This window comes from Haemophilus parainfluenzae (assembly GCF_003252795.1).
GTDB lineage: Bacteria > Pseudomonadota > Gammaproteobacteria > Enterobacterales > Pasteurellaceae > Haemophilus_D > Haemophilus_D parainfluenzae_K.
Genome location: NZ_QEPQ01000001.1, coordinates 160,208 through 180,238 on the forward strand (window position 1 = coordinate 160,208; position 20,031 = coordinate 180,238).

At 39.2% G+C, this 20,031-nt stretch carries 19 protein-coding genes; 2 read left to right on the forward strand and 17 right to left on the reverse strand.

The features are described from left to right. Window positions 1-26: 26 nt before the first annotated feature. Window positions 27-395 (reverse strand): YgiW/YdeI family stress tolerance OB fold protein, encoded by a 369-nt coding sequence (locus tag DPV81_RS00760; protein WP_165818952.1) that lies wholly within the window; start codon window positions 393-395, stop codon window positions 27-29. 146 nt (window positions 396-541) lie between these two features. Then, complete coding sequence (locus DPV81_RS00765) at window positions 542-1,228, reverse strand: hypothetical protein (protein WP_111386172.1); 687 nt, start codon at window positions 1,226-1,228, stop codon at window positions 542-544. A gap of 106 nt (window positions 1,229-1,334) precedes the next feature. Here DPV81_RS00765 and yfaE point away from each other — a divergent pair, with 106 nt between their 5' ends. Next, window positions 1,335-1,583, forward strand: a complete 249-nt coding sequence (yfaE, locus tag DPV81_RS00770; protein WP_014065311.1) for a class I ribonucleotide reductase maintenance protein YfaE — start codon at window positions 1,335-1,337, stop codon at window positions 1,581-1,583. Window positions 1,584-1,663: 80 nt separating this feature from the next. Here the strand turns inward: yfaE and DPV81_RS00775 are convergent, their stop codons facing one another. From DPV81_RS00775 to glnS, 15 genes are all read right to left on the reverse strand, one after another. Next, on the reverse strand, window positions 1,664-2,128 hold the full coding sequence (locus tag DPV81_RS00775; RefSeq protein WP_111386174.1) for a hypothetical protein: 465 nt from the start codon (window positions 2,126-2,128) through the stop codon (window positions 1,664-1,666). Between the two features lie 106 nt (window positions 2,129-2,234). Next, a complete protein-coding gene (gene dapB / locus DPV81_RS00780; protein ID WP_111386176.1) occupies window positions 2,235-3,047 on the reverse strand; it encodes a 4-hydroxy-tetrahydrodipicolinate reductase in 813 nt (270 codons plus the stop codon). 17 nt (window positions 3,048-3,064) lie between these two features. After that, entirely contained in the window at window positions 3,065-3,691 is a 627-nt protein-coding gene (locus DPV81_RS00785) for a LysE family transporter (protein ID WP_111386178.1), read from the reverse strand. Continuing rightward, window positions 3,685-4,179 (reverse strand): phosphatidylglycerophosphatase A family protein, encoded by a 495-nt coding sequence (locus DPV81_RS00790; RefSeq protein ID WP_165818944.1) that lies wholly within the window; start codon window positions 4,177-4,179, stop codon window positions 3,685-3,687. The genes DPV81_RS00785 and DPV81_RS00790 overlap by 7 nt, the downstream gene beginning before the upstream one ends. Next, on the reverse strand, window positions 4,179-5,159 hold the full coding sequence (thiL, locus tag DPV81_RS00795; RefSeq protein WP_111386181.1) for a thiamine-phosphate kinase: 981 nt from the start codon (window positions 5,157-5,159) through the stop codon (window positions 4,179-4,181). The genes DPV81_RS00790 and thiL overlap by 1 nt, the downstream gene beginning before the upstream one ends. A gap of 57 nt (window positions 5,160-5,216) precedes the next feature. Next, on the reverse strand, window positions 5,217-5,654 hold the full coding sequence (gene nusB / locus DPV81_RS00800) for a transcription antitermination factor NusB (RefSeq protein ID WP_111386183.1): 438 nt from the start codon (window positions 5,652-5,654) through the stop codon (window positions 5,217-5,219). Between the two features lie 5 nt (window positions 5,655-5,659). Beyond that, on the reverse strand, window positions 5,660-6,133 hold the full coding sequence (ribH, locus tag DPV81_RS00805; RefSeq protein ID WP_005695997.1) for a 6,7-dimethyl-8-ribityllumazine synthase: 474 nt from the start codon (window positions 6,131-6,133) through the stop codon (window positions 5,660-5,662). A 105-nt stretch (window positions 6,134-6,238) separates the two neighbouring features. Then, the gene (locus DPV81_RS00810) at window positions 6,239-8,704 is read right to left on the reverse strand and encodes a glycogen/starch/alpha-glucan phosphorylase (protein ID WP_111386185.1); all 2,466 of its coding nucleotides are present in this window, start codon (window positions 8,702-8,704) and stop codon (window positions 6,239-6,241) included. A 115-nt stretch (window positions 8,705-8,819) separates the two neighbouring features. Continuing rightward, the gene (gene glgA / locus DPV81_RS00815) at window positions 8,820-10,259 is read right to left on the reverse strand and encodes a glycogen synthase GlgA (protein WP_111386187.1); all 1,440 of its coding nucleotides are present in this window, start codon (window positions 10,257-10,259) and stop codon (window positions 8,820-8,822) included. Between the two features lie 90 nt (window positions 10,260-10,349). After that, window positions 10,350-11,648, reverse strand: a complete 1,299-nt coding sequence (gene glgC / locus DPV81_RS00820; protein WP_111386189.1) for a glucose-1-phosphate adenylyltransferase — start codon at window positions 11,646-11,648, stop codon at window positions 10,350-10,352. Then, window positions 11,638-13,656 (reverse strand): glycogen debranching protein GlgX, encoded by a 2,019-nt coding sequence (gene glgX / locus DPV81_RS00825; RefSeq protein WP_111386191.1) that lies wholly within the window; start codon window positions 13,654-13,656, stop codon window positions 11,638-11,640. Before glgX ends, glgC begins: the two co-directional genes overlap by 11 nt. Before the next feature lie 17 nt (window positions 13,657-13,673). Continuing rightward, on the reverse strand, window positions 13,674-15,863 hold the full coding sequence (glgB, locus tag DPV81_RS00830) for a 1,4-alpha-glucan branching protein GlgB (RefSeq protein WP_111386193.1): 2,190 nt from the start codon (window positions 15,861-15,863) through the stop codon (window positions 13,674-13,676). Window positions 15,864-15,874: 11 nt separating this feature from the next. After that, window positions 15,875-16,288, reverse strand: coding sequence for a 4-alpha-glucanotransferase (locus DPV81_RS00835; protein WP_243583358.1), 414 nt, complete (start codon window positions 16,286-16,288; stop codon window positions 15,875-15,877). A gap of 144 nt (window positions 16,289-16,432) precedes the next feature. Further along, on the reverse strand, window positions 16,433-16,873 hold the full coding sequence (locus DPV81_RS00840) for a YcgN family cysteine cluster protein (RefSeq protein ID WP_111386197.1): 441 nt from the start codon (window positions 16,871-16,873) through the stop codon (window positions 16,433-16,435). Window positions 16,874-16,939: 66 nt separating this feature from the next. Then, complete coding sequence (glnS, locus tag DPV81_RS00845) at window positions 16,940-18,613, reverse strand: glutamine--tRNA ligase (RefSeq protein WP_111386199.1); 1,674 nt, start codon at window positions 18,611-18,613, stop codon at window positions 16,940-16,942. Window positions 18,614-18,834: 221 nt separating this feature from the next. Between glnS and DPV81_RS00850 the strand changes: the two genes are divergently transcribed. Continuing rightward, window positions 18,835-20,016: an efflux RND transporter periplasmic adaptor subunit gene (locus DPV81_RS00850; protein WP_111386201.1), complete on the forward strand. Its 1,182-nt coding sequence runs from the start codon at window positions 18,835-18,837 to the stop codon at window positions 20,014-20,016. Window positions 20,017-20,031 lie beyond the last annotated feature (15 nt).

Consider the following 20,031-nt stretch of genomic DNA (forward strand, 5'->3'; position numbering starts at 1 on the left):
TTGCCCACCACTTCAAATTATATGAATTATTGCGCTTTTTCAACGCTAATTACTTCAAGCTCAGCTTTTTCAAAAGCGTCATTATCCAATTTACCGTAAACGCGGATTTTATCCTGAGGTCCCACATTTAAGCCATTCCAAACGCGGTTTTTAATTTCTAATTTGATTTGGTCTGTACCATCGGTGAAAACATATTCATCACCATCAATTTGTTGAGTGATGTTACCGACTAAGGTAATCATAGAATTATCTTTCGCAGATAATGCTTGTTTAACAGTAAGTTGTTGACCTTGGTTACCACCTTGGAAGCCACCTTGTGCAGTATTGCCATTAAAACCAGCAAATGCTGCTGAAGTAGATAAAGCTAAAAGGGTTGCTAAAGCTAATTTTTTCATCATGTTCTCCTAAATAGAATTAAGCATAAATTAATCATGTTTCAAAGCGAAGGATTATCCTCATTGCCGCCTTGTTGATGCTTATTAAACACAACAAATCTTAATGAAATCTTAAGCAACCTTAAGATTTTTAAATTTTTTTAAAATCACCAACAAAATCGCTCATTCACCAAGTTATCTTGGCGTTCTTTTTCCCATTTCGCTTTATTTTCAGGATTAGCAAAATAACGGTCTTGCTCAACTAAACGCGCATCAAGTTTTGCCTCTGCTTCCTTTAATGCCTGTTTTCTATCTGGATGTTTGCTTGGTAATTGAGGTAAAAATACAGTCTGATACGGGTGATTTTTCACCCAGTCAATCGCATCTTGCGCTGCTTTGTGTTGCTTGTTCAAATCACAGAACGCATAGGGATTAACATGCTGTCCCACTAATTGCCCAAATGCTGTGTTATTCGATACTGTTAATTTATCTAAATCCAACACATATAACGCGGTGATTAAACGGTTTTGCCCACGATAAAACCATTTTACCGCTTCATCCCGCAGGCCAAAATCATAAGCACGAGCAGAAAGTGCAAACATTGTCATAGGAGAAACAAAATCCACTTTTTTCTCAATAATATTGACCGCACTTTCAAAATCTTTTTGTGTGTTTTTCAGTAATAACGCATCAATATCTTTATTCACATTAATCTGTTCAAGTCGCCCATCTCTGGCATCGTAATAAGGCTTTACATACATATCAATATGCTTAACCGGCTCTTTTGAAATGGTGCTACAAGCCGTTAATAAAAGTGCGGTTGAAATCCACGTTAATTTTAGAAAGGTTTGCATGTTCTTCCCTTATGATGAATATTAGCTCGCTATATTACAACAAAAGAGCCGTGAGTTTTACTTCTCTTTCTTCTATAATGAGCAAAATTTTGTTTTATTTTATTTCATGAAAATTCATCTTATTCAGCGCCAAATCACCTTAGATTTTGATAACCAAACTTCCCTGCTTAACTTTTTAGAACAACATCAGATTCACCATGAATATCAATGTCGTTCAGGTTATTGTGGTTCTTGCCGCGTGAAGATCAAAAAAGGCAAGGTTTCCTACGCTGAAGAGCCCCTTGCCTTTATTCAACCCGATGAGATTTTGCTGTGTTGTTGTCGGGTGGAAACGGATATTGAATTGGAACTGTGATAAGCATATTTATTAAGATACTTTCCCCTAACTACCTTGATCTCATTGTGTTTTATATAAGCTACTTAAAACTATCTTGCTTATCCACGCGTAATGATTTTATACATCAATAGGCTAATGCTAATACACGCCCATATAATGAGACATGTATTACGCCGAACCCATCGTTTAAATCGATCCATCAAAGATAAATGTGTTACTTGGATGTCATCCGGGTGAATATATACCTCTTCTAAAGAGAGATATGTTTCACCTTCATCACCTCTTACTCTTGTACCATCATTTAGTTTGTTGGCAATGGCGATCAATTTCTCGATATGTTCATCATCCGTAGTATTAATGTAATATTCGCCCTCAATCCCTTCCGTATAAAAAATAGTAAAAGATTCATCTTCCTTATCATAATAGAATTCAAGCTGACCATATTCATCTAAGGATTCCTGCATGTTGAATTCTTTTAAGAGGAAATCTCTAAAATCATTTTTATTAAAGATTAATTTATGAGAATTATCTTCCGTATTCACTAAAGAAACATGATAAGCCATTATTTATCCTCTATTTGGTATTACTGCTAGTTACTTAAAAAATAGGCACCCGCTGAGAAGCGCGTGCCTTTATATGGTAAGTGTATTAAAAAAACAAAGACAATCGTTATAAATTATTCAAATCCAATACATCAGTCATATCAAACAATCCGTGAGATTGTTTTTCTAACCATTTACCTGCGCGCACTGCGCCATTGGCAAAAGTCATACGGCTTGATGCTTTATGAGCAATTTCAACACGCTCACCAATATCTGCAAACCAGACACTATGCTCACCTACTACATCTGAAGCACGAATGGTAGAGAAACCAATTTCATCGCGTTTGCGTTCGCCTGTAATACCTTCACGACAAAATACGCCATGTGTTTTCAAATCACGACCAAGGGTTTTCGCAATGTGTTCGCCCATAGAAAGCGCCGTACCCGATGGTGCATCCACTTTGTGGCGGTGGTGTGCTTCAATGATTTCGATATCGCAATAATCGCCCATCACTTTGGCGGCTTTTTCTAATAGTTTAAACACCAAATTCACCCCTACGCTAAAGTTTGAGGCAAATACAATGGCAATTTTTTCCGATGCAGCTTGAATTGCGGCTTTGCCTGCATCATCAAAACCTGTGGTACCAATTACCATCTTTTTATTATTAGCGACACAAAATACGATATGCTCAAGCGTGCCTTCCGGACGCGTGAAATCAATCAGCAAATCAAAGTTATCTTTTTCTGCATTTAAATCATCTGATACTTTGATACCTAATGCACCAATACCCGCAAGCTCGCCAGCATCTGCGCCGACTAAAGAGGAACCTTTACGTTCAAAAGCAGCACCTAATTCTGCCCCTTCTGCATTATGTACAGCTTGAATTAATTGACGCCCCATTCTTCCGCCTGCACCGGCGATCGCAATTTTTAATGTCATGTTTTGTCCTTTTTTAATCAAATTAAAGCGTGTTGAACGCCACTATAAATTAAATAGATTCCGAAGAAAATAAAAATCAGCCCTGCTGCATTATCAATATAGCGACTATATTGGCTATAAAACTGTTTTGCAACAGAACGCGAAAAAAGCACCGAAATGATGTAGAAATATAAAAAGGTTTCTACGGTAATCACAGCAAGTGCGGTCAAAATTTGTGATGTTTCAGTAATGTGAACTAAAACTAATGACATCACACTGCTGAAATAAATCACAACTTTCGCATTAGATAAATTGACTAATAACCCTTTCATAATGCTCGTTAAAGTAGATTGATTTGACACATTTGCATTCTGCTTTTCATCAAAAACCGCATTGGTTTTCACTTTTACCATTTTAATGCCGAGATAAACTAAATAGGCTCCACCAAGCATCATCACAATGCCTTGAATAATTGGCATAGTGGCAAAAATAATGGCGAGCCCTAAAACAGCTGCTGTTGCCCAAATTAATACACCAATGGTAATCCCAATCACACCACCAATGGCTTCTCGACGAGAACTCATCGCTGAAACTCGGCTGACATAGAAAAAATCAGGGCCAGGCGAAAGCAAGCCAACAAGATGAATAATCATCAAATTTAGCATGGCAAGCCTACGATACGTAATATCGCAATTACGATAACAGCGTAGCCTGCTGCTAAAACATCATCCACCATAATCCCAAAACCACTTTCCAGTTTTTGGTCAAAATAACGGATAGGATAAGGTTTTAAAATATCGAAGAAACGAAACAATACAAAGGCAATCACAATCCAAGGGAACGACAAAGTTGGAATCGCGGCTAACACGATAAATACCCCAACAAATTCATCCCAAACAATGGAACCGTGATCATGAACGCCCATATCATCTGCGGTTTTTTGGCATAGATAACAGCCAAGCACAAAGCAAAGTGCGGTCAAAATTAGAAAGATTTTTAGTCCAAGACAAGCTAATAATGCCGAACCTAAAATCGTTCCGGCTAAACTTCCCCATGTGCCCGGAGCAGGACGAATTAATCCTGAACCAAAACCTAATGCAAGTAAATGAACTGGATTTTTTAAGCTAATTTTATCAAGAGGTGAACTATTCATTATTTATCCTTAAAATGATCGAAGCCAGACGGCACTTGATAATTGATTACACGTCCATCTTTTAAAAAAGTAATCGGATTGTTATTTTGCGAAACGATTTTTCCGATACAAGTGCAAGGTACATTCAACGATTGGGATAACTTCTCAATCTCAGATTTTTTATTTGCGGGAATCGTAAAGCAAAGCTCATAATCTTCCCCGCCACTTAATGCAAACGCTTCTGCCTTTTCTAAGCTATATGTTTTTTTGAGTGATGTAGATAAAGGCAAGGAAGATAACTCAATCTCTGCAGAACATTGGCTTCTTGTTAAAATATGTCCTAAATCAGTGACAAGACCATCTGAAATATCAATGCATGAATGCGCTACATCCACTAAGGTTTGACCCAATTCAACACGTGGTGTTGGGTGAAGATGACGTTTGACTAAAAATTCAGTATCAAAACCGACCACACTTTTACCTTGTAAGATCCAATTTAAACCCGCCGCGCTATCACCTAACGTGCCCGATACATAAATTAAATCACCGACTTTCGCTTTGTGTCGGAATAAAGCCTTTCCTTTTGATACGAAACCTTGTGCCGTAATGGTTACAGAAAGTAGGCCCTTTGTTGTATCACCACCAATTAATGTTACATCATATTGATTTAATATATCAAACAAGCTTTGACTAAATTGGCTTATCCAGTTTTCATCAATTTCAGGTAATGTGAGTGCGAGAGAAATCCAAGCGGGTTTCGCGCCCATAGCAGCTAAATCACTTAGATTTGTCGCGATAGCTTTATACGCTAAATCTTGGGGAGAAATGGAAGATAAAAAATGCGTGCCCTCGACCATTGTATCGGTGGTAATGGCAAGCTGATAGCCTTCAGGAATATGGGTGATCGCACAATCATCCCCAATACTGAAATCAACAAAGTGTTGATTGCCTTTTTGTATTGAGAAATATAGCTTTATAAGATCAAATTCACCCGTACTCATTTTATCTTTGCACTAAAAAACAAAGGGCAGACATTTGTCTACCCTACATTTGAATTATTATTTGCGACCTAATGCAGGAGCGACTTTATCCAATACACCGTTAATGTATTTATGGCTTTCATCTGCACCAAACACTTTCGCCACTTCAATCGCCTCGTTAATCGCCACTTTATACGGCACATCTGGCTCAAATTGAAGTTCATAAACCGCTAAGCGTAAAATCGCTTTTTCAATCGGATCTAATTCATCCAATGTACGATCTAAATAATGGCTCATTGAAAAATCAACGGCTTCTACATTCGCTACAGTTTGACGGAAAAGGCGGCTAAAATAAGGTTTATCCACACCTTTTAAATCTTGATCCACAACGAACGTGAGTTCCACTTGTTCTGGTGCGTTACCAGAAATCGCCCAAGAATATAATGCTTGAACTGCACATTCTCTCGCTCTACGACGTGGCGATACTTTTTTTACAGGTTCTTTTTTCTCTGTCATTGGAATTATGCCGCATCAATTTGTTGTAAAAGGTTCACCATTTCAAGTGCTGTTAATGCTGCTTCAGCACCTTTGTTACCTGCTTTAGTGCCCGCACGCTCGATAGCTTGTTCAATGTTTTCAGTCGTTAAAACACCAAATGCGACAGGAATTTCAGCTTGCATTGCCACTTGACCTAAACCGCTGCTTGCTTCACCCGCTACATATTCAAAATGAGCTGTTCCACCACGGATTACCGTACCCAATGCGACGATTGCATCAAATTTTTTGCTTTCAGCTAAACGACGTGCCACTAGTGGAAGTTCATAGGCACCTGGTGCACGAACGATTGTGATATTCTCATCTTTCACTTGGCCGATACGTTTTAATGCATCTACCGCACCTTCTAATAAACTTTCATTAATAAAACTGTTAAAACGAGCAATCACCACTGCGATTTTAGCATTTGGCGCCGCTACCGCTCCTTCTAAAACTTTCATACTTTTTCCTAATCTGAATGAACAATAAATTTGACGGTGGATTTTAGCATAAAAAGAAACCCTGTGGAAATAATCCGACAGGGTTTTCTATGAGTGGAAAAGAACTTACTTCTCGAGTTTTAACGGTTCAATTTTCCAGATATTTTTCGCATATTCAAGAATTGTACGGTCTGATGAGAAGAAGCCCATGTTCACCATATTTTGAATGGTACTTGCTATCCATACGTCACGATCTTGATATTTTTTATCTACTGCTTTTTGCGCTTCCACATAACTACGGAAATCAGCAAAAGATTGGTAATAATCGTGGTATTGTAAACCTTGAATGAGAGAGTGATAACGGTTCGGTTCTTCCGGAGAGAAGTCACCACGAATGATTTGGTCAATAACTTCACGTAATTGCTCGTCATTTTGATAATAATCAAACGGACGATAACCTTCGCGACGTAATGCTTCCACTTGTTCAACCGTATTACCAAAGATAAAGATGTGGTCTTCACCAACATTATCTAAAATCTCAACGTTCGCACCATCAAGCGTACCCAATGTTAACGCTCCATTTAAGGCAAACTTCATGTTACTGGTACCCGATGCTTCTGTTCCTGCAAGAGAGATTTGCTCAGAAATATCTGCCGCTGGAATGATTAATTGTGCAAGACTTACGCTGTAGTTCGGAATAAAGACAACTTTTAAACGACCTTTTAAGCGTTCATCATTATTGATGACACTTGCCACATCGTTAATCAAACGAATGGTTTGTTTTGCTGCATAGTAAGCTGAAGCCGCTTTACCCGCTAAAATGAACACACGTGGCTGCCAATCTTTTTCTGGATGAGCAAGCATTTCGTTATAACGTGCAATAATGTGTAACACATTAAGCATTTGACGTTTGTATTCGTGAATACGTTTTACTTGTACGTCAAATAAAGCATGTGGATCTAAATCGATATCAAGTGTTTTCTTCACATATTGTGCTAATTTCACTTTGTTATCGTATTTAATATCTGCTACTGCACGCTTAAATTCACCTTTATCTGCAAACGCTTTAAGTTTTTCAATTTGGCTTAAATCGCAACGCCATTCAGAACCAATATATTGATCAAATAAAGCCGCTAATTTCGGGTTCGCTACGGCAAGCCAACGACGCGGTGTCACACCGTTTGTTACATTGGTGAAACGTTCTGGATAGATACGAGCAAAATCAGCAAAGGTTGATGTCACCATAAGATCTGAGTGAATCGCCGCAACACCGTTCACTTTATGCGAACCCACAACAGACAACCATCCCATACGCACTTTACGTTGATATCCTTCTTCGATAAGTGAAACGCGACGGATAAAGTCCATATCAGTCGTAACATACGTTTTCACATATTCAAGGAAATGATCATTAATTTCAAAAATCATTTGTAAGTGACGAGGTAAGATCTTCGCCATCATTTCTACCGGCCAGGTTTCTAATGCTTCTGACATTAAAGTATGGCAAGTGTAAGAGAAAATACGACGAGTCACATCCCAAGCGTTTTGCCATGAGTAACCGTGTAAATCGATTAAAATACGCATCAACTCAGGAATGGCTAATGCTGGGTGGGTATCATTCAAGTGAATCGCCACTTTATCAGCAAGATTATTCAATGTACCGTGTGTTCTTAAATGGCGACGGAGAATATCTTGCAAAGAAGCTGATACTAAGAAGTACTCTTGACGTAAGCGTAACTCACGACCATTCCAGGTGGAATCATCAGGATAAAGTACACGAGAAAGGTTTTGGTTAGCGGAACGCGTTGCCACCGCCGCTAAATGATCACCACGGTTAAATTCAGCTAAATCAAATAACTCTCCACCATGCGCAGACCATAAACGTAAAGTCGATGCCGAATCATTTTTATAGCCTGGGATCATTTGGTCGTATGCAAGTGCGGTCACTTTTTCAGCCGGATTCCAGATACATTTTTTATCTTCAAAATAAATATGACCACCAAAATCAATACTGAAACGTTTTGATGGACGCATAAATTCCCAAGGTGCACCTTTTTCCAACCAATCATCTGGACGTTCAACCTGTTGACCATTTTCAATTTTTTGGCGGAACATACCGTATTCATAACGAATACCATAACCCATCGCAGGAATGGCTAATGTTGCCAATGAATCCATAAAGCAAGCAGCAAGGCGACCTAACCCCCCATTACCTAAACCAGGATCCACTTCTTTTTCAATAATCTCTTCCAAATCAACATTTAATTCAGCCAAGGCTTTTTCTGCCACGTCATAAACACCTTCTGCGATCATCGCATTAGAAAGTGTACGGCCGATTAAGAATTCCATAGAAAGGTAATAAACACGACGGGTTTCTTCTGCACGAGATTGACGAGCGGTGGTAATCCAGCCTTCAGTCACTAAATCACGTACCGCATGAAGGGTCGCATTTAGCCAATCGCGTTGACTCGCCTCTTTTGGTGAACGACCAATTAAGAAAATTAATTTATAAACAATTGCTTTTTTCACGCCTTCAACATCAAGACTTGGTCGATTGTAGAGAAATGGCGAATCAAAATTGTCCATGATCATAGAAAATAAAACCTCAATAAAAAAATCGCGCAAATTTTAAGCTTTTTTACGAAAAAAACAACAAAAATTCCCCCTTCAAAGGCGATTATTTCGAAGAGGGAGTCAATCCATTGAATTATGAGTTTAAAATGCTTAAATAGAGCTGCTCATATTGAGCGGCCGCATTTTTCCAACTAAAGTCCTGTGCCATGGCATTATTACGCACCATCGCCCAAACACGTTGTTTTTGCCACAAGGCAAAGGCATGCTGGATAGCACTTCGTAAATCATCTGCTTCGGCTTTTTGGAATACAAAACCTGTTGCAGTACGCACTTTAATGCTTTCACTTGTACTGTTCGTGACAGTATCTGCTAATCCTCCCGTCGCACGAACAAGCGGCAATGTGCCATATTGCAACCCATATAATTGAGTTAATCCACAAGGTTCAAAGCGGCTTGGTACCAAAATGACATCACCACCGGCAACCATTAAATGTGAAAGTGCTTCATCATAGCCAATTTTTACTGCAATATTTTCTGGGTAACGTTGTGCTAATTGGCAAATACCCTCTTCCAAATGTTTTGCACCAGAACCGAGAATGGTTAGTTGGCCACCTTGTTTAACAATTTCATCCGCTGTGGCAATCAGTAAATCTACGCCTTTTTGTTCTGTTAAGCGAGTCACCATCACAAATAAAAGTGCATCAGGTTGTTGTGGCAAATTAAAATAAGCTTGTAAATCCGTTTTATTTTTCTTCTTACCCGCGATGGCTTTCAATTTGTAGTGATGCTGAATATAAGCATCACAACTTGGATGCCAAATTTCTTGATCAACACCATTTAAAATCCCCACCAACTTGCCAGCTTCACGTAAACCTGTTAACAAGCCTTGCAATCCATAAGCAAAGTCTGGTGTGGTAATTTCTTTCGCATAAGTTGGACTCACTGCTGTGACCATATCAGAATAATAGAGACCTGCTTTCAAATATGAAATTTGACCAAATAACTCTAAACCATCAACATGGAACATCCCTTCTGGCAATCCAATTTCATGTAAATGACGGTGGGCAAATTGTCCTTGATATGCCAGGTTATGAATCGTAAATACTGATTTTGCAGGACGACCTTTATTAAAGAGATAAGCGGCGGCTAAACCTGCATGCCAATCATGAGCATGAACCACTTCAGCTCGCCACCAACTATCTAAGCCTGTCGCAAGCTCTGCCCCCACCCAACCTAATAACGCAAAACGCTTATAGTTATCGGCATAATCGTTGTAATCGGTATCATGATAAGGATTTCCTTCTCGCCAATAGAGATGTGGTGCATCAATCAGATAAATCCCCACGCCATTGTATTCGCCATAACGCAATACAACATGACCAGCAAAATTATCAAATTCTGTGACAACATGCGTATTCTCAATACCTGCAGAAATTTTTGGATAAGCCGGCAATAAAATACGCGTATCGATACCAATTTCTTTTTGTGCAAAAGGTAACGCTCCTAAAACATCAGCGAGTCCGCCAGTTTTTAATAAGGGATACAGCTCCGAGCAAACATGTAAAACTCTCATAATTTTCCTTTTATACTTAAAATTGTGCTGTCATTGATAACAGCACAATCTTTTTAGTTCACTTAAAACACTGTCAAAATTGACCGCACTTTAGTCCAAATGTTCTTCGTTAGTGACTTCTTCACCTTGCAATTTTTTCAACATTGTTGAGGTTACAAGTACAACTTTACCGGTAGAACTTACACGGAAACGTTTACTATCAAGGGCTTTGTCCACACCGATTTCCATACCATCAGGGATGATACAATGGCGATCAATAATACAATCTTTCAATGTACAATTTTTACCAATTTGTACTTGCGGTAACACGACACTGTGATCAACAGTGGAGTCTTCATCAATTTTGACTCTATCAAACAACACTGAATTACTAATAGATGCATCGGTAATCACACAGCCCCCACCAATAAGCGAATTATCTACCGGTTTAATATTGGGTTTTTTATAGAAAAATTTAGATGGATAAGCCTGTACTGGATTACCACGAATTGGCCAACTTTGATCGTAAAGATCTAATTGTGGATGCTCTGAAACTAAATCAATATTCGCTTGCCAGAAGCTATCGAGTGTCCCTACATCACGCCAATAAATTTCACCTTCAGTGTTACGCCCCATACAAGAACGGCTGAATGGATGCGCATAAAGCACACCTTCTTCTAAGCATTTTGGCAAGACATCTTTACCAAAGTCATGAGATGTGCAAGGTGTGTTCACTTCTCTATCTAGCATTTTATAGAGATATTCTGCATCAAAGACATAAATCCCCATAGACGCTAATGAAATATCTGGTTTACCGACCATTGCTGGTGGATCTTTTGGTTTCTCAACAAAGGCTTTCACTTTAAGATTTTCGTTTACCGCCATGACACCAAATTCACTCGCTTCAGAACGAGGCACCTCAATACAGCCTACTGTACATTTAGCTCCACTTCTCACGTGATCCATCAACATGACACTGTAATCTTGTTTATAAATATGGTCGCCAGCAAGAATCAAAATGTATTTTGGGCGATAGTGATTACGGATAATCGCCATATTTTGATATACCGCATCCGCTGTCCCACGGTACCACGTAGAATCATCAATTTGTTGACGGGCAGGTAACATATCAACGAATTCACCACGCTCTTGCGGTAAGAATGACCAACCTGTTTGTAAATGGCGTAATAAAGAGTGAGCGGCATACTGGGTCACAACCCCAATGCGATTCAGACCTGAGTTAATACAGTTGGAAAGCGCAAAATCAATAATGCGACGATTACCGCCAAAATATAACGCAGGTTTAGCACGTTTATCGGTTAATTCATGTAAACGGGAACCACGACCACCAGCCAAAATAAGCACTAAAGTATCTTTAACTAATTCATATTTATTAAGATCACTTTTCATAACAAACTCCATCGTTTTCATCATCCATATGTTCCAACACTTCAAATGCTATACCGCTCACATCACATTGTTGAATCACGCTATTTTCAGTTTCGGCAATCTTTTTCCATTTACCCTTTGGCAAATAAAAAGATTGCGGTTCAGTTTTTGCATTAATTAAGAAAAGATATTTGCCGTCCAACATAACTTGTAGGGCTTTGCTTTCCCGATTATGCCAATCGTCTAGGGTCATAGGGTTTCCCCCAGTATTCAACCACTCGACATTTTCATCCGACCACCAAGCCTCCTGTTGCAGACTTTGAATTTTTTTTCGTAATGCAATGGTTTGCTTGGTAAAGTCAAATAAGGTTTGGTTAAAATCATTCCACTTTAACCACGTAATTTCGTTATCTTGGCAATAGGCATTGTTATTGCCATATTGGCTGTTACCAAACTCATCCCCAGCAAGCAGCATGGGTACACCATTTGCCAGTAATAAAGAGCCTAACAAGCCTTTTTCCGATAAAACACGGCGTTTTTCGACCGCTCTTTGCCATTCATCGGCTAAATCGAGTTGAGAACCTTCTATGCCATGATTGTAGCTGTAATTTTCATTGCGTCCGTCACGATTCTCTTCACCGTTAGCGTCATTGTGTTTATGGTTATAGCTCACTAAATCTCGTAATGTAAAACCATCATGGGCAGTAATAAAATTCAAGCTACCATGTGGTAATCGTCCTTCTCGTTTAAAAATATCGCTCGAGCCAGCAAAACGTTCTGCAAAAGCACCCACTTCACCACTTTGCCATAACCAAAAACGACACATATCATCACGGAAACGATCATTCCATTGAGAAAAATAGGCTGGAAAATAACCAACTTGGTAACCGTAATGGCCTATATCCCAAGGCTCTGCGATTAATTTAATTTTTTGTAGAACCTCATCCTGTTCCATTTCCGCAAACAATTTTGCATTTGGATTGAAATCAGGTGTTTCACGACCAAGCACAGTGGCCAAATCAAAACGGAAACCATCCACATGGCATTCTGTTACCCAGTAACGTAAGCAATCTAATACCCATTTGCGAGTGACGTCATTGGCAAGATTGAGCATATTGCCGCAACCCGTCCAGTTGAGATAATCACCATGCTCGTTTTGCCAGTAATAGGTTTTATCATCAATACCGCGCTGACAAAATGTCGGAAATGATTTTTCGGATTCAGCCGTATGGTTAAACACCACATCCAAAATCACTTCAATATCTGCTTGATGCAAGGCTTTCACCATGCCCTTAAATTCGTTCAAAGGCTGTTTTTGATCAGCTGTGTAACTTGGTTCTAAAGCAAACATAGCTAATGGGTTGTAGCCCCAATAATTGCGTAATCCTTTTTCTTGTAAATGTGGTTCATCAATGAAGAAATTCACTGGGAGCAATTCAAGGCTGGTAATACCCAATGATTTAAAGTACGCAATGTTTTCGGGGTGAGCCAATGCCGCATAAGTACCACGGATATTTTCTGGAATACGGGAATTTAATTGGCTAAATCCTTTAACATTTAATTCATACACAATGGTTTGAGCCCAAGGAATAGACGGTTTACAATCCCCTGACCAATCAAAATGCTCGTCAATAATGCGGCCTTTAGGTGCAACGGCGGCATTGTCTCGTCCATCATTTAACACGAAAATTGAACGAGATTCTGGTGAGCTCAAATCCGGTTTATGGCTTACTGCTTTGGCATAAGGATCAAGCATTAACTTTTGCGGATTGGCTAAAGTGCGGTCATTTTTGCCTGTGATTCTGAACGCATACTCATCATTTAACTCAACGCCTTCAATTGCTACATGCCAAATGTCATCGGTTCTGCTCATGGCAAAACGGCTTTCTTTACCATCACGGAACAAGCAAAGTTCAATAGCATCCGCCGCACTAGAAAACAGCGCAAAATTCGAAATTTTTACTCCGTTTTCCAGCGTTTGCGAATATCCCATTGGGAAAGGTTTGCCATTGTTATAAATACTAAACATCGTGTTCTTCGCTATTGTTATGCTTTATATTTTAAATAGATTGTTGCGAGTGGCGGAATGGTCACGCTAATCGAATTATCACGTCCGTGACTTGCGATCGCTTCGCTTTCTACCAAGCCGAAATTACCTACATTTGAACCTTGATAATACATTGAGTCAGTATTCAAAATTTCTTCGTATTCACCCGCTGCATTAACCCCAATGCGATAACCTTCGCGTGGCACAGGTGTGAAGTTACTGATCACAATAATGCGTTCGCCATTACTGCTTTTACGTTCAAAAGCAAAGACTGAATTTTCAGCGTCATCTACTACTAACCAATCAAAGCCCTCAGGTTCGCCGTCTAATTCAAAGAGCGGTGCATTGTTTTGATAAACTCCGTTCAAATCTTTGACTAATTGCAATACGCCTTTATGCCATAGGCCACCATGGTTTTCGTCAAGTAAGAACCAATCCAAACTTTCTTCATAATTCCATTCGCGACCTTGAGCAAATTCATTGCCCATGAATAATAATTTCTTGCCTGGATAGCCCCACATATAACCGTAGTAAGCACGCAAGTTAGCGAATTTTTGCCATGCATCACCTGGCATTTTGCCGAGTAACGAACATTTGCCGTGTACCACCTCATCGTGAGAAAGCGGTAATACAAAGTTTTCGCTGTATTGATAAATCATCCCGAAGGTCATTTTGTCGTGATGGTAACGACGATAAACGGGATCGAGTTTCATATAACTTAGGGTGTCATTCATCCAGCCCATATTCCATTTGAAATTAAATCCAAGCCCACCATTTTCTGTCGGATGGGTTACGCCACCGAAAGAAGTGGATTCTTCAGCAATGGAAACCGCACCAGGCACCTCAGAATGGATTTTCCAGTTGGTATGTTTTAAGAATTCAATGGCTTCTAAATTTTCACGACCGCCATATTGATTCGGAATCCATTCGCCTTCAGCACGGCTGTAATCGCGGTAAATCATTGATGCTACTGCATCTACACGGATACCATCTACACCAAATCGTTCAAGCCAATACAGTGCATTACTGGATAAGAAGTTTTTCACTTCATTACGGCCATAGTTATAAATCAAGGTATTCCAGTCTTGGTGATAGCCTTCACGAGGGTCTGCGTGCTCATATAAGGCTGTACCATCAAATGCTACCAAACCATGCGTATCACTTGGGAAATGTCCTGGTACCCAGTCTAAAATCACATTAATCCCTGCTTTGTGTGCTTTTTCGACTAAGTGTTTAAAGCCTTCAGGTGTACCAAAACGACTCGTTGGTGAATACAGCCCTATCGGTTGGTAGCCCCAAGAGCCATCGAATGGAAATTCGGAGAGCGGTAAAAACTCAATATGGGTAAAGCCCATATGTTTGACATAAGGAATGAGTTCATCAGCAATCTGGTCGTAATCAAGCCAGAAATTATTCTCTAAATTACGACGCCATGAGCCCAAATGTATTTCGTAAATCGAGATAGGTTGATTACGTTGATTCGCTTTACGACGTTGCTCCGTCATTTCGACCACATCTGGCAACATACTGATTTCTGATGCAGTATCCGGACGTAATTCAGAGCTAAATGCATAAGGATCGGCTTTTAAACGAAGGTTGCCATAGCAATCAATTAATTCAAATTTATACCGTTGACCAAGGCTAGCTTTTGGTAAGAATAACTCCCACACACCACTTGCTGGATGGAAACGCATTGGATGACGGCGACCATCCCAATAGTTGAAATCACCAACCAACGAAACACGTTTCGCATTCGGAGCCCATACCCGGAAATTTACGCCCGGGACACTGTCACATTCAGTAAAATGCGCACCTAATACTTCATAAGGACGCAATAACGAACCTTCCGCTAATAACCATTGATCCAAGTCATTAATCATCGGATGGAAGCGGTATGGATCTTCAATAATTTGGGCTTCTACGCCCCAATACACTTTTAATTGGTAGGTAAAGAAATGGTGAATCTCTGGCACAATAGCAGCAAAAAATCCGCGGTCATCCAGTTTTTCTAGTTCAACAACGATGGATTGACTTTCTTTATCAATCACTTCGACTTTATCTGCATCGGGTAATAAAGCACGAATCTCAATACCATTGTGAGTTTCATGCATGCCTAATACAGCAAAAGGATCGGCATGTTTGCCATCAAAAAATGAATTAATTACTGATTGAGCGACTAATTTCGTCATGACATACTCCTTTATGCTTTGCAAGCTTGATTATTTACAACCGATTGTATTTTCTCGTTTTTTGAGCGGCAAAAAGCATTAAACGATAATAGATAAAAGGTAAAGCAGGCAATGAATGAAAGTGCGGTTGAATATGGAATTGTTTTTTCAAACTGAATTTGGTTTTGCTCGTCGAGCAATTGATAACGCAAAGAAGCATCAGGAGGAGAAGAAAACTTGATTAAATCATCATGAATGGGTTCATTTTCAAAGGCACATATGACATGTTGGAACGGCTGATTTTGTCCAATATTCGGCGGAAATTGCAACTGCTCGATAAAATAATCAATACTGGTTGGCGATGCATCAATCAAATGCCCATCAATATCATAATGGGAAAACGAAATGCCAAGTTTTTCAGCAGATTGTTTAAGTGATAAGGACATTTGCATACAATGAATGATACATCTATATAATACTTAATAAGTATTATAAGTAAGCACAATTGAAATACAATTGCCAATCTTGCAAATTGTGACCTAAATCAAAAAACAAAATTTAAAGAGAATAAAAAAACAGCGAAATTTAAATTATTCAGTTTCAATGACAAATTCAAACCAATCAATGACATCTTCTTCATGTACGCCATCTTGAATTAAAACACCTGCATTTTTCACTGAATTAGGATCGCCGCTGATTAAAGGATGCCATTCGGGCAAAGATTTCCCCTCATACAATAAACGATATGCACAGGTATTCGGCAACCACCCAAAATCAGGCAAGTTCTTTTTGGTTAATTTGGTGCAATCACTTTCGATTTTAAAACGTTCAGGATAATTACGACACTTTCCTGTTTCCACATCTAATAGATTGCAAGCAATGCGTGTGTAATAGAGTTTTTCACGCTTGCCTCTCCCTTGGATATATTTTCGATAACAGCATTTCCCGCAGCCATCACATAGGGCTTCCCATTCGGATTCCGTCATTTCAAGAAGCGATTTTGTTTGCCAAAAATGAGATTCAAATTGCATAGTGAAACCAATAAAAAAGTGCGGTCAAAATTTACGTGATTTTTGACCGCACTTTGTTGTTTAGAATTAGAAGCCTTCTTTTAAGCTTACGGTTAAGTTAAACACTAAGTGCTCTGGACGACTGTCTTTGTTATCCGCACAGAAATAACCTTCGCGTTCAAATTGATAACCTTTTTCAGGTTCTGCATTTGCAAGGCTTTGTTCTACAAAACCGTGTTTCACCACTAAAGAGGTTGGATTTAACACGCTTTCGATTTCTTCTGCTGCACCTGGGTTTGGTACGGTGAAGAGACGTTCATATAAACGGAACTCCGCTGGGTGATTATGCACTGCAGATACCCAGTGAATTACCCCTTTCACTTTGCGACCATCCGCTGGATTTTTACCTAAAGTTTCAGGATCGTAAGTACAGAAGATCGTAGTGATTTCACCATTTGCATCTTTTTCGACACGTTCAGCTTTAATCACGTAAGCGTTACGTAAACGCACTTCTTTACCTAATACTAAACGTTTATATTGTTTGTTTGCTTCTTCACGGAAGTCTGCACGATCAATATAAAGCTCTTTCGTAAACGGTAATTGACGTTCACCTAATTCAGGACGATTCGGGTGATTTGGCGCCGTTAAGGTTTCTTCGCCTTCAAAGTTTTCAATCACTACGCGAACAGGATCAATCACCGCCATTGCACGTGGTGCGTTTTCATTTAAATCTTCTCGAATGCATGCTTCAAGCGCAGAATACTCTACGACGTTATCTTGTTTAGTCACACCAATACGACGGCAGAACTCACGTAATGAAGCCGGTGTATAACCGCGACGACGTAAACCTGAAATGGTTGGCATACGCGGATCGTTCCAACCATCTACAATGCCATCATTTACTAATTTCAATAATTTACGTTTAGATGTTAATGTGCCTTCTAAATTTAAACGAGAGAATTCATATTGATGCGGTAATGGACGTTCAATACTAATATTGTCCAACACCCAGTCATATAAACGACGGTTGTCTTGGAATTCTAATGTACATAGAGAGTGTGTAATACGCTCAATCGCATCAGAGATACAGTGAGTAAAATCGTACATTGGGTAAATGCACCATTTATCACCAGTTTGGTGATGGCTCGCAAATTTAATACGATAAAGCACAGGGTCACGCATGACCATAAATGGTGAAGCCATGTCGATTTTCGCACGAAGACTTAATGTACCTTCGGCAAACTCACCATTTTTCATTCTTTCAAATAACGCTAAGTTTTCTTCGACACTACGATCACGATATGGACTGTTTTTACCTGGCTCAGTTAATGTACCGCGATACTCACGCATTTGGTCTGGTGAAAGTTCATCTACATAGGCTAAACCTTTCTCGATTAACTCAATCGCATAGCCATAAAGTGCATCGAAGTAATCCGACGCATAACGCGGTTCGCCTTCCCATTTAAAGCCTAACCATTCCACATCGGCTTTGATGGAATCCACATATTCCACGTCTTCTTTCACCGGGTTGGTATCGTCAAAACGTAGGTTACATAAACCGTTATATTCTTTTGCTAAGCCAAAGTTTAAGCAAATTGATTTGGCGTGGCCAATATGCAAATAGCCATTTGGCTCAGGTGGGAAACGAGTATGAACACTTTTGTGTTTACCCGAAGCTAAATCTTCATCAATAATTTGAGTAATGAAATTGTGTGTGCGGGTATTTTCCGCATTTTCTAGAGTGTGTTCTGTATTGCTCATAAATTTCTCAATAAATTGAAAATAATTTCCCCATTCTATACGAAAAGTCTGGCGTTGTGAATTTGATCACAAAACTAACCGCACTTTCATTAAATTAAGACTGAATTTTTTAGGATTTTTAGGTCTAACTTGAAGATTTTTCGTGCAAACTGAAAAGTTTACCTTTAGAATACCACTTCACTGAACAAACGTTCATTTTTATTTAGGATAACAAAGTCTTTATGAAAAAACGCTTTTTTATTTTACTCGGATTACTCGTTGCTACCGGTGCTGTTTATTATTTTTTCTCAAGCAATAACAAACAAGAAACCACCTATCTGACTGAATCGGTTACACGTGGCAATCTGGAAAAAACAGTTGTCGCTTCTGGTTCAGTTGAAAGCGTGAATGAAGTCGATGTCGGCGCCCAAGCTTCGGGTAAAATCACTAAACTCTATGTCAAATTAGGGCAAGAAATCAAAAAAGGCGAAATGATCGCTGATATTGATTCCACAACCCAAATTAATACCTTAAATACCAAAAAAGCGGCATTGGTTAGCTATCAAGCACAATTAAAAGCGAAGAAAACCGCTTACGATGTAGCCCTTTCAAGCTATAACCGCTTATCAAAACTTTATACACAAAAAGCAACATCTTTGGATAGTGTGAATACGGCTAAAAGCACCCTTGATAATGCGAAAGCGGAAATGGAAGCCATTGAAGCCAATATCAAACAAGCTGAAATTGAAGTGAATACCGCAGAAACCAATGTGGGTTATACCAAAATCACCGCACCAATGGACGGTACTGTTATTTCCGTGCCCATTTCTGAAGGTCAAACCGTTAATGCCAACCAAATGACTCCAACAATTGTAACCATTGCTGATTTAAGCAAAATGAAAATTAAGCCTGAAATTTCAGAAGGCGATATTACTAAAGTTAAAGCAGGTCAAGAAGTTAGCTTTACTATTTTATCGGATAGTCAAACTGTATATCACTCCGTCATTGATTCTGTTGATCCAGCCAATACCACGACAAGTGATAGTTCTTCAACATCATCTTCGACAAGTTCAAGTAGTAGCTCCACAACCAGTGCGATTTACTATTATGCCAATGTACTGATTGATAATCCTGATCGAACTTTACGCATCGGAATGACGACAGAAAACAACATTAAAATTGCCAACGCTAAGGATGTGTTATTGATTTCCAATATGGCTATTCAAAAACGTGATGGCAAAAGCTTTGTGAATGTATTGAATAACAAAAATCAACCTGAACAGCGTGAAGTTGAAACCGGTGTACAAAATGATTTCCAAACTGAAATCAAATCTGGTTTAAACGAAGGTGAAAAAGTTATCGTGTCACAAGTGGCCAATGGTGAAAAAGTAGGCTCTATGCCTCGTGGTCCAAGAATGTTCTAAAAGTGCGGTAGAAAA